This window comes from Acinetobacter terrestris (assembly GCF_004331155.1).
Lineage (GTDB): Bacteria > Pseudomonadota > Gammaproteobacteria > Pseudomonadales > Moraxellaceae > Acinetobacter > Acinetobacter terrestris.
Genome location: NZ_SJNZ01000001.1, coordinates 107,066 through 121,221, shown reverse-complemented (window position 1 = coordinate 121,221; position 14,156 = coordinate 107,066). Strand labels below are relative to the sequence as shown.

The window sequence follows — 14,156 nt, the reverse complement described above, 5'->3', positions numbered from 1 at the left end:
CCTATAAAATAATTACTATTTATCAACGATAAAGAGTATTTGTATCAAAATTTAACAAAAACCACGCAAATTTCGAATAAAACCTCCGCTCTTTATATTTTATAGTTTAAACACGAAAAAAACATTAATGATGAAATAACCCCTTTTGAGGAGAGACACGATGAAAACTTTAAGTACGATTTTAGCAGCAGCTGTACTGACTGCTATTGCTGGAACAGCGATGGCTGACGACGCAGTAGTACAGGATGGTTATGCATTTGATCGCAATCAACTTCTTCCGACAGGCGTTCGTGCTGAAGTAGGTACAACGGGTTATGGTGGTGCATTGCTTTGGACTGCAAACCCATATGTAGGTTTAGCTCTGGGTTATAATGGGGGTGAAATTTCATGGACTGATGATGTGTCTGTGAATGGTACTAAATATGATCTAGACATGGATAATAAACTAGCTTATTTAAATGCAGAGATTCGTCCTTGGGGTGCTAGTGAAAACCGTTGGGCACAAGGCTTATATATGGCTGCAGGTGTAGGTTATCTTGACAATCAATATGATTTACAAAAACGTATTGGCAACGGTGAAACCTTAAGCATTGATGGAAATAACTATCAATTAGGTGTTACTGGTCAAGAAGGAAATGTACGTGGTCAAATGTCTTACGAAAATGACATTGCTCCTTACGTAGGATTGGGCTTTGCACCAAAAATCAATAAGAACTGGGGCGTGTTTGGTGAAGTCGGTGCTTACTATACAGGCAACCCAGATGTTAACTTAACACAAAATAATTTAGTTCCAGTATCAGGTAATACTGTATCAGCTCAAGACGCAGTAGATAAAGAAGCGGAAGAAATAGCAAATGATGATAAATTCGCTTGGTTACCAGTAGCTAAAGTAGGTGTAAGCTATCACTGGTAATTGAAAGTTATCATTCTTTAAAAAACGAGCCTCGGCTCGTTTTTTTGTTTTAGAGGATGAAATATTAGATTTTGCAAATTAAGCACTTATTTAAAAGCGATAACCTACTTTCATCCCGTAAACGAAAGCATCATTATTGTTAACTGAGGATAAAGGCCCAAATAAACTGCCTGAACCATTTTGATCTTGCTGAATTTTTGCTTTATTAAATTTTAAGTATTTTATGCCACCGGCAATAAATAAATGAGTGTCAATATTATAAAAACCACCTGCACCAATACTATAAAAACCATCTGAAGGGCTTAAGGTAGAAGCTGGATTACCACTACCCGAATCGAGTCCTATATCTAACGTAGAGGTGAATTTGTCATTAAATACATGGGCCAGGCCTAAAGTCGTACTCCACTGATCTGTCTGATAATCCACTAAAGCGACCGGCGTATCACTATCTGAACTGATCAAGGGTGAAGTAATTTTAAAATTTTGCCAATTAACCCAACGCAATGAACCATAGATTAAATGATTGGCTGTTATGCCTGTTTGAAACTCAAGGTTAACAGATTGAGGAGTTTCTATGGTCGTATTCTGGCTGGATGCTAAATTGAGTAAAGGGATGGCGGGAACTGTGCTGATTTGTTCCTGAAAGTGTTGCGTATGTCGGATTTTAGAGCGGTAAGTCAGTGAGCTTTGAAGGGCATATTCAGGCCGTTGATAGCTGACACCTGTAAGCCAACCACTCGCGGAATCTTTCTTTAGATCCCCGGTGTAATCGACCAGTAAACCCATGGATTGACCTGAAATTTTCAAATGTGTTTTTAAGCTTTGATAACTTAAGCCTGTATAGATGTTCCAAGACTGGTTTGGCTGGTAGCCAACAAGAGCTGTGAGATTGTCTGTATTCAATTTAAAACGTATAGCGTTGACTAAATCATCCGGACTGCTGGCAACGGGATTGAGTGTATAACCGATATCTGTAGCAAAAGGCTGCTCATAAATTAGGCCTGCGGACCAATGGGGATCGAGTTGTAATTTTAAGGCCGCGTTGGACAGATAAAAGGGATTAACAAAATCTTGGGTAGAGCTTTCTGTATAGGTCGATGGATTATTGGCTTCAGGCCGGTAAGTATTTCCCGAGATATTGGCATCAACAAATACAGTTGAAAATTCAGCGTAATTCTTTGGTTGTAAAAATATAGCAATGCTCTGGTTTGAAGTTTCAAGTGCTGCGGAAAATACTTGGGTAGGCAAAAAAATGCACACACTTATGCCAAATGCCTTAGCTTTCATAAATAACCCCAAATTAAATAATCACTTCGCTTATATATTTTGTGTGTAAAACCTGATGACACAGCATGTAATTGAATTTTTTTTATTCAGCGTGAGTACTTTATGCTGTTTTATTTAGAATGGGCAAGCCTAATTTTAAGATTATTTATACTTTAATTCTTGAACAGGTAAAATATCTTATATTACTGATAAGTAAAATAATAAGATCAGTTAATTAAAATTAAAAAAAAGGGATATTCTGATATCCCTGATTTAAATATTTATGTGATTTTTAATCTTCGGGGTAGGCGACTCTTTTTAATGCCTTGATATCCGCTTCTGGTGAGCAGAGTGAAACAAACTCATAACCGTAGCCACGTAATAAATGGCCTTTACGTACCGCAATCCAGGTGGTGTTCACGCCAAAAATATCGGTTGGAATCTGTTTTAGACGGTAGTCACGTTCTGCGTCATAAGCGACATTATTGACAATACCGACGCCCATATTCAGTTCAACATAGGTCTTGATGACATCAGCATCAAGCGCTGACATCACGATATCGACATCAATTCCTGCCTCTTCAAAAGCTTTGTCAATTTTTGAACGACCGGTGAAGCCGCCGTGATAAGTAATCAGCGGATATTGCGACAAATCTTCTAAACTAATATCAGTTTTGCTGGCCAGTGGATGATTTTGTGGCGTAATAATACTGTGTTGCCAAGTATAAAAAGGCACACTCGCAAGGTTGTCTTCAGTGGTTAAAGACTCGGTTGCAATACCGATATCGGCTTCACCTTGAAGTAGCATTTCAGTAATTTCAACCGGACTTGCCTGTTGCAAAATCAGATGTACTTTTGGAAATTCTTTTTTAAATTGATTTACAATCGGCGGCAATACATAACGCGCTTGAGTATGGGTGGTTGCAATCGTGAGCGTGCCTTCATCGACGCGGTTAAAGTCATCTGCCAGACGTTTAATGTTGTCTGCATCGACCAGCATGCGTTCAACAATACCCAGCAAAGATTGACCCGGCTCAGTTAAACCCAATAAACGTTTCCCTTTACGGATAAACAGTTGTACACCCAGTTCATCTTCTAGATCTTTAATGTGTTTACTCACACCCGATTGGGATGTGTAAAGTGCTGCTGAAGCTTCAGTTAAATTAAAGTTTTGTCTAACGGTTTCTCGAATAATTCTTAATTGTTGAAAATTCATGATTCTGTATACCTTAAAAGGGGATGGGGCTTTTTTGGCCCCATCTATTTGTTCTTAAGCGACGTCATTGGCAAATAAATGCAATGCGGTTGGGCTTAACCACACAGTTTGATTCGGTTTGAATTGATGTAATTTCGCTTCTTCAGAATTCAGCGAAATTTCAATTAAATTACCTTGGCGATCCTGAAGCTCTGCAAGCACTTTACCGGCAATCCAGATCTCACGTAAGAAAGTGGCCTGAATGGCATTTTCTTGCGGAGCAGCATGAATGCTGAGTTCGTTTGGACGCGCAAATGCAATGATTTCACCTTGTGGCGCATCTTTCACTTGTGGCAATTGAATGCGGTCTTCTCCAAGATGGATGATGCCTTGCTGATTTTGACCTTCGAAACGGTTGGCCTGACCCAGGAAGTCGAAAACAAACGGCGTTGCCGGTTTTTCATACACTTCACGCGGCGAGCCAATTTGTTCTACATTACCTTTGTTCATCACGATAATTTGATCCGCTACTTCTAAGGCTTCTTCCTGATCGTGGGTTACAAAAATAGAAGTGATATGCAATTCATCATGTAAGGTACGTAACCAGCGACGCAGTTCTTTACGTACTTTGGCATCGAGTGCACCAAACGGTTCGTCCAGTAACAGTACGCGAGGCTCAACGGCAAGTGCACGAGCCAAGGCAATACGTTGACGCTGACCGCCTGATAACTGAGCCGGGAAACGATCCGCCAAGAAACCGAGTTGAACCAAATCAAGTAAACGGGTGACACGTTTTTTGATTTCTGCTTCAGAAGGGCGGGTCGAGCGCGGACGAACACGTAAACCAAAAGCAATGTTTTCAAATACAGTCATGTGACGGAACAAGGCATAGTGCTGGAATACGAAACCGACTTGACGTTCGCGAACATGAACATCGGTTGCATCTTCGCCTTCAAGAATCACTTGACCGCCATCAGCCGATTCTAGGCCGGCAATAATGCGGAGCAAGGTGGTTTTACCACAGCCTGATGGGCCCAATAATGCCACCAATTGCCCATCCGGAAAATCCAGTGAAATATTATTAAGTGCATGGAATGCACCAAAGTGTTTTTCAATATTTTTAACTTGAATACTCATGATGTCATTCCTTAAGAAACTGTTGAATCTTCATTACGTTTGTTTTGGTTCTCTTGGCGAATCTCAACCCAGGCTTTTAAAATCAGGGTCACAATAGCAAGTAAGGCCAACAGCGAGGACACTGCAAATGCAGCACTAAAGGTATATTCGTTATAGAGAATTTCTACATGTAAAGGCAGAGTATTGGTTTCGCCGCGGATATGTCCAGACACTACCGATACCGCACCGAATTCACCCATGGCACGGGCATTACACAGAATAACACCGTAAATCAGACCCCACTTAATATTCGGCAAGGTCACTTTATAGAAGGTTTGCCAACCTGAAGCACCCAATACAATCGCGGCTTCTTCTTCTTCAGTGCCTTGCGCTTCCATTAAAGGAATCAATTCACGCGCGACAAAAGGAACGGTAATAAAGATGGTGGCAAGTACAATGGCAGGCACGGCATAGAGCACTTTAATGTCGTGATCCATCAGCCAGCCGCCCATCCAGCCTTGAGTACCAAAAATCAGTACCAGCATCATGCCTGCAATGACCGGCGATACAGAAAATGGAATGTCAATAATGGTGGTTAAAAGAGATTTGCCACGGAAGTTGAATTTCGCAACAGACCATGCAGCAGCAACACCAAACACCACGTTTAATGGCACGGCAATCGCAGCGGTCAATAAAGTCAGTTTTACAGCAGAGAGCGTATCCGGATTGATCAAGGCTTGGAAATAAACCGCAACGCCTTGCTTAAAGGCTTCCACAAAGACCAGAATTAAAGGCAGAATCAGGCAGCTCAAGAAAAAGATCAGCGCAATGGTGATCAGAAGATTACGTACCCAGGTCGGTTCGCGGGTTGCATCACGAGATTGCAGTTTTTCTGCTAAAGCATTGCTATTGGTGATTAAACTCATGGTGCAGTTCTCCCTGTACGACGGCTTGCCCACGCTTGTAGCAAGTTAATCAGGAATAAAATCGCAAATGACAGCACCAACATCACCACCGCAATCGTGGTTGCACCTGCGTAATCATATTCTTCTAAACGAGAAATAATCATCAGTGGCGCGATTTCAGTTTCATATGGCTGGTTACCTGCAATAAAGATGACTGAACCGTATTCACCGACTCCACGTGCAAATGCCAAGGCAAAACCTGTCAATAATGCTGGAAATAGAATCGGCATAATGATTTTGGTAATAACCTGAAAACGGTTGGCACCGAGTGCTGACGCAGCTTCTTCCAGTTCGGTTTCCAGATCACTTAAAACTGGTTGTACCGTACGAACCACGAAAGGTAAACCAATAAAAATCAGCGCAAGCGTGATCCCGATCGGGGTGTAAGCCACTTTAATACCAATTGGTTCCAGGTATTGACCAATCCAACCTGTAGGTGCGTATAAAGAAGTCAGTGCAATACCGGCAACTGCGGTTGGCAGGGCAAAGGGTAAATCCACCAAAGCATCAATAATCCGTTTACCAGGAAAGCTGTAGCGAACCAAGCACCATGCCAGTAATAAGCCAAATACCACATTGACTAAGGCTGCAATGAGTGCAGCACTAAAACTTAACTGCAAAGATTTTAGGATACGTTCTGAACTTAAAATTTCCCACAAACCGTCCCAGCCAATGCCCAGTGATTTAATAAACACCGCAGAGAGTGGAATAAGAACAATTAATGACAAATACGCTAGGGTAAAGCCTAGAGACAGACCAAATCCTGGCAGCACTCGGGATCGCTGCGACATGATTACTCCTCAAAAGAGAAAATGCTGACCAATAAAGTCAGCAAAAATAAAAATTTAATTCGGCACAAGCATAATTTGCAGACTTCAAATTGCAAATTTAAAATAACACTTGCTCTCATCAGAAAAATTGATATGTTGCAGTAAATTTTCTGAAATCAAATAATCATAAATTTCAGGAAACGGACCAAAACCGGAAGCAACATTAATATGTCCGACCTGACCCAGGTTAATCGGGTTGAGTTTCCATGCTTTGGCTAAGCATTGGGCATCTTCAAAATTTAACCAAGGATCGTTTTCACTAATCAGTAAAGTAGTAGTTGGAACGGCAATTTTAAGTTGGTGAAAATAGCGTTGATAATCTTGCTGGCTATCACGTGCAAAGCCAGATTCACCAAAACGTGCAGGATTCGCTGGTGCAACCAGAATCAAATTTTTAATTTTTTGATTTAATTCCGGGTGCTGAGCTAGTGCTGCAACAGTGGTAAGGCAACCAAAGCTATGCGCAACAATCTGGATCTTTCCCTGAATGGGCGCAACGGTATTTACAAATTCACTGATCCAGATTTCAAGTACCGGGTTATTCCAATCCTTTTGTTGCACACGAGAGCATGACATGAGTTGTCGTTGTAACCAGGATTGCCAGTGCGCAGGTTCACTGCCACCTACACCTGGAACAATTACGGTATGAATCATGTCGATGCTCCTTTATTTTTCCAGCACGATTATTTAGCGCTATTGGCTTTTACGATTTGATCGAAAATACCGCCATTTTCAAAGTGGGCTTTTTGAACTTTATCCCAACCGCCAAATTCCTGATCAATGGTCACAAGTTTAAGTGGCTTGAAGACAGTGCTGTATTTGGCTAACACTTTTGCATTACGTGGACGGTAGAAGTTACGTGCTGAAATTTCTTGACCCAATGGCGAGTACAAGAAGTTCAAATAACCTTGTGCCAAGTATTTGTTGCCTTTTTTCTCAGCATTTTTTTCTACGATCGCAACGGGTGGCTCAGCCAGAATGGACAGGCTAGGGGTGACGATTTCAAATTTGCCGGGTTGTTCACGAAGCGCTAAGTGAGCTTCATTTTCCCAAGCCAGTAATACGTCACCCATACCACGTTCAGCAAATGTTGTGGTTGCGCCACGTGCGCCTGAATCAAGGACTTTGGTATTTTTATAAATTTTACGAACGAATTCTTGTGCAGTTTTGTCGTTACCGCCTGCCTGGTGTTTTGCCCAAGCCCACGCTGCTAAATAGTTCCAGCGGGCGCCGCCAGATGTTTTAGGGTTTGGAGTGATAATGCCTACACTCAGTTTAGCTAAGTCGCCCCAGTCTTTTACACCTTTAGGATTGCCTTTACGTACCAAGAATACGATTGTAGATGTATAGGGGGTTGAGTTTTGAGGAAGTTTCTTTTGCCAATCAGCAGGAAGCAGTTTTGTTTTTTGTTCAATCACGTCAATATCAGCAGCAAGCGCAAGCGTCACGACATCAGCATCTAAACCATCAATCACCGCACGCGCTTGTTTACCCGAACCGCCGTGAGATTGCTTGAAATTGATCTTTTGACCGGTGCGGCTTTCCCAGTATTTGCCGAACTGTTTATTAACATCTTCATAAAGTTCACGGGTTGGATCATAAGAGACATTTAGAAAGTCTTTTGCCAGAGCGCCAAAAGATGTTGCAGAGATCACTGCGGCCAAAACCCCTAACTTTAATTTTGCTGAAATGCTCATGCCAACCTCAATATTTTTAACTGTTTTGTAACATGAATGCAGAATAGCGCCATTCTTTATGCATAAAAAATAATAAAAAATGAATTTTATATGAATAAAAAAGATAAGATAAACCTATTCTGCATCCGAAGCACTGGCCTTATCAATAAAGCCAGTGCCGCTCTTGATTTTCCAAGATTATTTCGTGCTATTGGCCTTCACGATCTGGTCAAAAATGCCGCCATTATCGAAGTGCGCTTTTTGAACCTTAGTCCAGCCACCAAATTCCTTGTCAATCGTTACCAGTTTTAAAGGTTTGAATACTGATTTGTATTTTGCCAATACAGCGGCATTGCGCGGACGATAGAAGTTATTGGCAGCAACGGTTTGACCTGCAGGTGAATAGAGGTAGTTTAAGTAAGCTTTAGCAACGGTGAGATTGCCATCTTTCTGTGCATTCTTTTCAACAATGGCCACTGGCGGTTCTGCCAAAATAGACAATGATGGGGTGATAATTTCAAACTTGCCCGGCTGTTCACGAATTGCTAAGTGCGCTTCATTTTCCCAAGCCAGTAGTACATCACCAATGCCGCGTTCAGCAAATGTTGTGGTTGCACCGCGTGCGCCAGAATCGAGCACTTTGGTGTTTTTATAGATTTTACGAACGAATTCTTGTGCTTTGGCATCGTTGCCGCCTGCCTGATGTTTCGCCCAAGCCCATGCTGCTAAATAGTTCCAGCGTGCGCCACCAGATGTTTTAGGGTTTGGAGTAATGATGCCGACATCTGTTTTAACTAAATCACCCCAATCTTTAATGCCTTTCGGGTTGCCTTTATGGACTAAAAATACGATGGTTGATGTATAAGGAGTAGAGTTATTGGGAAACTTTTTCTGCCAGTCTTTAGGCAGAAGATTTGAATTTTCTGCAATGGCATCAATATCTGCAGCCAGTGCTAAAGTCACAACGTCTGCATCTAGTCCATCAATCACTGAACGTGCCTGTTTACCCGAACCGCCGTGTGACTGTTTGAAGGTAATATCTTGACCCGTAGACTTCTTCCAATACGCACCAAATTCTTTATTATAGTTTTCATACAATTCACGTGTTGGATCGTATGAAACATTTAAGAAGTCTTTTGCCAGAGCGCCAAAAGATGCTGCCGAAATAAGTGCTGCTAAAACCCCGATTTTTAATGAGCGCATTTTTTACTATCCTTTACATTTAAATTATTTATGTTTTGTACAAAGCGGAGAATAGCGTTATCTGTTAGGGTAAAAAAATAAGAAGAAACGAATTTGATATGAATAAAACTGCTATCAATTCAGCGTGGCTATTTTTAAACTAGCTCATCATTTACAGGACATTTGCATATGCCATGTTTTAAAAATGCACAGGAAATAAATGAAATTTCATTATTGGATCGTGCTTTCCATTATGGTGATGGCTGTTTTAGCACGGCGCGTGTGCGGCATGGCAAAATTGAGCTAGAACATTTGCATATGGCACGACTGCATTTAAGTTGTGAACGACTGCTGTTAAACGCAGATTTGAGTTTGATTCAAAAAAGCTTAGGTTTATTGCGACAGCAATTTCTGGAAGTGAATGGCACGCTTAAAATCATCATTAGCCGGGGTGAAGGACAGCGCGGATATAGTTTGCCCGATCATCCCGCCGATGTATGGGTATTTTTTTATCCTAAAGTGGTTGAGGATTTTCAGGTTGAAAAAATAAAATCGGGTGTGCTGCAACAGGCATTGGGACTGACCATGCCCAGTCTGGTCGGTTTAAAAAGCCTGAATCGTTTGGAACAGGTATTATTAAAAAATGAGGCCGATGGCCGTGGATGGACTGAAGCACTGGTGACCGATGTGCAAGGCACTGTTGTTGAAGGAGTAAGCAGTAATTGTTTCATTCGTTTAAACAATACATGGATTACGCCAGAACTTCGTTATAATGGCGTCCATGGCGTGATGCGTGCAGAAATTTTGCTGCGTATGCAACAACACGGCATTCACTGTGAACAGCGCTTTATTGATATGGAAGAAATTTCAAAATTTGAAAGTCTGTTTTTCTGTAATGCCTTAAGTCCAATGAAAGTTGTGACTGAACTTAATCAGCAAGCTTTGAATGTTCAAGCATGTATTGAACTGTTTAATAACCTTCAATTGAATCAGATTCGTTAATATGTCCACCACAAAGAAAAACTCAAAAAAGAAAGCCACAACAGTATTTCCATTGAAAGGTTTCATCGTTCTATTCATGGGTTTCGTGGTGATGGCTTCAGTCATCTTATGGTCAAGTTTGTTTAAGGCTTATCCTGTCGAAGGCAAAAAGCAGATGCTGGCGATTGGAACAGGGGATACCTATTCAGCTTTTATCAGCCGTTTAGCCAAAGAAGGGAAAGTCAGTTTCCCGATTATATTGAAGCTTTATCAAAAAATTATCATTCATGACACCATGAAAGCTGGTGTCTATGAAGTGCGTCAGGGCATGACGATTCGTCAAGTGATGGATATGGTCGCAAATTCTGAAAATGCACAAATGAACCGTATTCTGGTGATTGAAGGCACCACCTTTAAGCAGTTAATTGAAATTTTAAAGAAAGATGATTTAGTCACCAAAGAAGTGCTGAACCTTCCGCAAGATCAAATGCTGCAGGCGTTGAATATTCCGTTTAATCATCCTGAAGGTCTGTTTGCACCGGATACCTATTTCTTTGCCAAAGGCGAAACAGATAAAAAGATTTTGACGGATTTGTATAACCGTCAAATGAAATCTTTAGATGCCGCATGGGTAAATCGCGCCTCTGACCTGCCTTATAAAGATAAATATGAAGCCCTGATTATGGCTTCAATTGTTGAAAAAGAAACCAGTCTCGATCGTGAACTTGAACAGGTTTCGGGGGTATTTGTGCGCCGTTTAAAAATGGGTATGCGCCTGCAAACAGATCCCACTGTTATTTATGGTATGGGCGTGAATTACCAAGGCAATATCACCCGCAACGATTTGCGTACACCGACTGCTTATAACACTTATACTAACAATGGCTTGCCGCCAACGCCTATTGCATTACCCAGCCAAAAAGCCATAGAAGCTGCAATGCATCCGGATGCATCAAACAATATTTATTTTGTTGCAACCGGTAATGGTGGACATAAATTTAGCGCAAGTTTAGATGAGCATAATCGTGCAGTGCAGGATTACTTGTCAGTTTTAAAATCGAAGAAGGAGTGATCGATGTTTATTAGTTTTGAAGGCACTGAAGGTGTCGGGAAAACCACACTCATTCGTAAAATTTATGACTATTTAGAACTGCAAGGCCAGCAAGTGGTGCTTACCCGCGAGCCAGGTGGTACACCCATGGCGGAACAAATCCGTTCGCTGCTTTTATCGGTGAATCATGAAGAAAGTATGGCCCATGATACTGAACTGCTTTTAATGTATGCAGCACGTGCGCAACATTTGCAGCAAGTGATTGTGCCTGCATTGACTGCGGGTAAAACCGTACTTTGTGACCGGTTTACCGATGCAAGTTTTGCTTATCAGTGTGCAGGGCGTGGCTTGAGTAAAGAAAAATTACAGTTATTGAATTCTAATTTTGTTTCGCATATGCCGAATATCACCTTTTGGCTTGATGCACCAACGGAACTGGGCATGTCACGCGCACGTGAACGTGGAGCACTGGATCGTTTTGAGCAGGAGAAAGCCACTTTCTTTGAGAAAGTGCGTTCAGGCTATCATGAGCTGTGGGAACAACAGGGGGAGAGGATTAAGCGTCTGGATGCCACTCAGACACCAGATCAGGTATTTGAACAGGCAGTGGCTTATCTGAAATAACTTTTTCAGATTGAAACAAAGATCAAAAAGATCAGTGCTTAAGATGGGTTATTCTTTTATATTCAGCATCATCAGGGATGAAGATGAAATATAAATGAAAAGTACCAAGGCAGAAATCATTGCTTTTTTACAGGCTGAATTTCCACAAAGTCTGGAAAAATGTGACATAGAATCGGTGACTGAAAAAGGCGCATCCATTATTTATCATATAAATGCAGCTGATTTAAGGCCTGGCGGAACGGTATCAGGACCGACCATGATGACTGCTGCCGATTATGCACTCTACATTGCAATTCTGGGCGAGATTGGTATTGTTGCTTTGGCAGTGACCACCAATCTATCCACTAATTTTTTAAGAAAGCCGTCTGCAGATCAGGATATTCGTGCAGTTTGCCGATTGATGAAAGTGGGCAAGGCACTGATTGTCGGTGATGTCTGGTTATATTCCCTTGATTCGGATGAACCGATTGCCCATGTGGTGGGGACTTATTCTATTCCACCTCAGCGATGATTCCAGGCTATTGTCGAGTTAAAAAGCCGAACATTTCTGTTCGGCTTTTTATGGCTTTTGCCTAGGCTTAAATCTGGCTTTCTGCATTCACTAAAGGTGTTTCCACTTTAAAGCTGGGTGGAGTCAGTACAGTTTTACGTAATTCATCCGCCAATTCAGGATAGTCCAAAGTAAAGTGCAGGCCGCGTGATTCTTTACGTTCCATGGCACAGCGTACAATCATCTCGGACACCAGCACTAAATTACGCAGTTCAATCAGGTTCTTACTGACCTGATAATCGTGATAATACTCGTTGATTTCCTGTTTCAGCATTTCAATCCGGTGTAGCGCACGTTCCAGACGTTTTGTGGTTCGTACAATGCCGACATAGTTCCACATGGTCTGGCGCAGCTCATCCCAGTTTTGCAAAATCACCACATCTTCATCTGGATTCATCACCTGAGAATCATCCCAGGCCGGTACATCTGGAGAGATATAATCGGTGTTGAATTGGCTTTCGATATGTTTTGCAGCACTCATTCCGTAGACGAAACATTCTAAAAGTGAGTTGCTGGCCATTCGGTTGGCACCATGCAAACCGGTATAAGAGGTTTCACCAATGGCATAGAGTCCTTCAATGTCGGTCTGGCTATTTTCATCGACCATCACTCCGCCACAGGTATAGTGGGCAGCAGGAACCACCGGAATCATTTCCGTGGTGATGTCGATGCCCAGCTCTAACAAACGGGCATACAGGGTCGGGAAGTGTTCCTTCACAAATTCAGCCGGTTTATGCGTAATGTCCAGCCAGACATGACGAATCCCTAAGCGTTTGATTTCATAGTCGATGGCACGCGCCACAATATCACGGGGGGCGAGCTCAGCACGTTCGTCAAAACGCAGCATGAAACGTTCACCATCGGGCAGACGTAAATAAGCACCTTCACCACGCATGGCTTCAGTAATTAAAAATGAACGTGCCTGAGGATGGTAAAGACAGGTCGGATGGAACTGGTTAAATTCCATATTGGCCACGCGGCAACCGGCGCGATAGGCCATGGCAATACCATCACCGGTGGCAATGTCAGGGTTGGAAGTATAGAGGTAGGCTTTCATTGCTCCACCACAGGCCAGAGCGGTAGAGGGCGCTAAAAAGGTATGTACTTTTTCATTTTTTTCATCCAGCGCGTATAAACCTAAAACGCGATTGCCTTGATCTTTCAACCCTAATTTGTGCGAAGTAATGAGATCAATCGCAATGTAATTTTCAAAAATAGTGATGTTCTGTTTTTCTTGAGCACGTTCAACCAAAGTGGTTGAAATGGCTCGGCCGGTCGCGTCAGCCGCATGAATGATCCGGCGCTGTGAATGTCCGCCTTCACGGGTTAAATGGAGTTGTTCTTGTTCATCTAAGGTGAATTGCACACCATGCTTTAAAAGGAAATCAACTGAAGGTTTGCCGCCTTCCACTGTCTGTTTTACCGCTTCAATCTCACATAGCTGTGCGCCTGCAATCATGGTGTCATCAATATGCTGTTCAATTGAATCGGTTTCATCCAGAACAGCTGCGACACCGCCTTGCGCATAAAAAGTACTGGCATCGGTTAAGGTTGATTTTGCCAAAACTGCAATATTGAAATGATCGGGTAGCGATAAAGCCAGACTTAAACCAGCACCGCCACTTCCCACAATGATCACATCAAAATGATGCGTTGTGTTTAAATTAGACATGTCCATCAGCTAATTCGAAAAAAAAGTTCGCTAATAACACCGCTTTTTTGATCAAAAAACAAGAGCGAATATGCTAATGTATGATGAGAAAAAGTAATAAACCAACAAACTTTTAAGAAAACTTTAAGCTGTTGT

14 protein-coding genes are annotated in these 14,156 nt (G+C 42.0%); 5 read left to right on the top strand and 9 right to left on the bottom strand.

Annotated elements, in window-relative coordinates; genetic code table 11:
• Window positions 1-160 precede the first annotated feature (160 nt).
• Window positions 161-913 (top strand): ornithine uptake porin CarO, encoded by a 753-nt coding sequence (gene carO / locus E0H81_RS00570; RefSeq protein WP_131315704.1) that lies wholly within the window; start codon window positions 161-163, stop codon window positions 911-913.
• Window positions 914-1,003: 90 nt separating this feature from the next.
• Here the strand turns inward: carO and E0H81_RS00565 are convergent, their stop codons facing one another.
• The 8 genes from E0H81_RS00565 to E0H81_RS00530 form a co-directional block, all read right to left on the bottom strand.
• Window positions 1,004-2,200, bottom strand: coding sequence for an OmpP1/FadL family transporter (locus E0H81_RS00565; protein WP_131315702.1), 1,197 nt, complete (start codon window positions 2,198-2,200; stop codon window positions 1,004-1,006).
• 271 nt (window positions 2,201-2,471) lie between these two features.
• A complete protein-coding gene (locus E0H81_RS00560; protein ID WP_131315700.1) occupies window positions 2,472-3,395 on the bottom strand; it encodes a CysB family HTH-type transcriptional regulator in 924 nt (307 codons plus the stop codon).
• A 54-nt stretch (window positions 3,396-3,449) separates the two neighbouring features.
• A complete protein-coding gene (locus tag E0H81_RS00555; protein WP_131315698.1) occupies window positions 3,450-4,511 on the bottom strand; it encodes a sulfate/molybdate ABC transporter ATP-binding protein in 1,062 nt (353 codons plus the stop codon).
• Window positions 4,512-4,522: 11 nt separating this feature from the next.
• The gene (gene cysW / locus E0H81_RS00550; RefSeq protein WP_131315696.1) at window positions 4,523-5,416 is read right to left on the bottom strand and encodes a sulfate ABC transporter permease subunit CysW; all 894 of its coding nucleotides are present in this window, start codon (window positions 5,414-5,416) and stop codon (window positions 4,523-4,525) included.
• Entirely contained in the window at window positions 5,413-6,246 is an 834-nt protein-coding gene (gene cysT / locus E0H81_RS00545) for a sulfate ABC transporter permease subunit CysT (RefSeq protein WP_067724989.1), read from the bottom strand. The genes cysW and cysT overlap by 4 nt, the downstream gene beginning before the upstream one ends.
• Window positions 6,247-6,330: 84 nt before the next feature.
• Window positions 6,331-6,939 carry an alpha/beta hydrolase gene (locus tag E0H81_RS00540; RefSeq protein ID WP_131315694.1) on the bottom strand — a complete coding sequence of 203 codons (609 nt, stop codon included), beginning with the start codon at window positions 6,937-6,939 and terminating at the stop codon, window positions 6,331-6,333.
• A gap of 29 nt (window positions 6,940-6,968) precedes the next feature.
• A complete protein-coding gene (locus E0H81_RS00535) occupies window positions 6,969-7,982 on the bottom strand; it encodes a sulfate ABC transporter substrate-binding protein (protein ID WP_131315692.1) in 1,014 nt (337 codons plus the stop codon).
• A gap of 177 nt (window positions 7,983-8,159) precedes the next feature.
• Window positions 8,160-9,164 carry a sulfate ABC transporter substrate-binding protein gene (locus E0H81_RS00530; RefSeq protein ID WP_131315690.1) on the bottom strand — a complete coding sequence of 335 codons (1,005 nt, stop codon included), beginning with the start codon at window positions 9,162-9,164 and terminating at the stop codon, window positions 8,160-8,162.
• Window positions 9,165-9,332: 168 nt separating this feature from the next.
• Here E0H81_RS00530 and pabC point away from each other — a divergent pair, with 168 nt between their 5' ends.
• The 4 genes from pabC to E0H81_RS00510 all read left to right on the top strand — a co-directional run bounded on the left by pabC (window position 9,333) and on the right by E0H81_RS00510 (window position 12,310).
• Complete coding sequence (gene pabC / locus E0H81_RS00525) at window positions 9,333-10,145, top strand: aminodeoxychorismate lyase (RefSeq protein ID WP_131315688.1); 813 nt, start codon at window positions 9,333-9,335, stop codon at window positions 10,143-10,145.
• A gap of 1 nt (window position 10,146) precedes the next feature.
• Window positions 10,147-11,196: an endolytic transglycosylase MltG gene (gene mltG, locus E0H81_RS00520; RefSeq protein ID WP_131315686.1), complete on the top strand. Its 1,050-nt coding sequence runs from the start codon at window positions 10,147-10,149 to the stop codon at window positions 11,194-11,196.
• A gap of 3 nt (window positions 11,197-11,199) precedes the next feature.
• Window positions 11,200-11,799, top strand: coding sequence for a dTMP kinase (gene tmk, locus E0H81_RS00515; RefSeq protein ID WP_131315684.1), 600 nt, complete (start codon window positions 11,200-11,202; stop codon window positions 11,797-11,799).
• Between the two features lie 94 nt (window positions 11,800-11,893).
• Window positions 11,894-12,310, top strand: a complete 417-nt coding sequence (locus tag E0H81_RS00510) for a PaaI family thioesterase (RefSeq protein WP_131268860.1) — start codon at window positions 11,894-11,896, stop codon at window positions 12,308-12,310.
• Window positions 12,311-12,377: 67 nt separating this feature from the next.
• Here the strand turns inward: E0H81_RS00510 and nadB are convergent, their stop codons facing one another.
• Window positions 12,378-14,027 (bottom strand): L-aspartate oxidase, encoded by a 1,650-nt coding sequence (nadB, locus tag E0H81_RS00505; protein WP_165492565.1) that lies wholly within the window; start codon window positions 14,025-14,027, stop codon window positions 12,378-12,380.
• Between the last annotated feature and the right edge of the window lie 129 nt (window positions 14,028-14,156).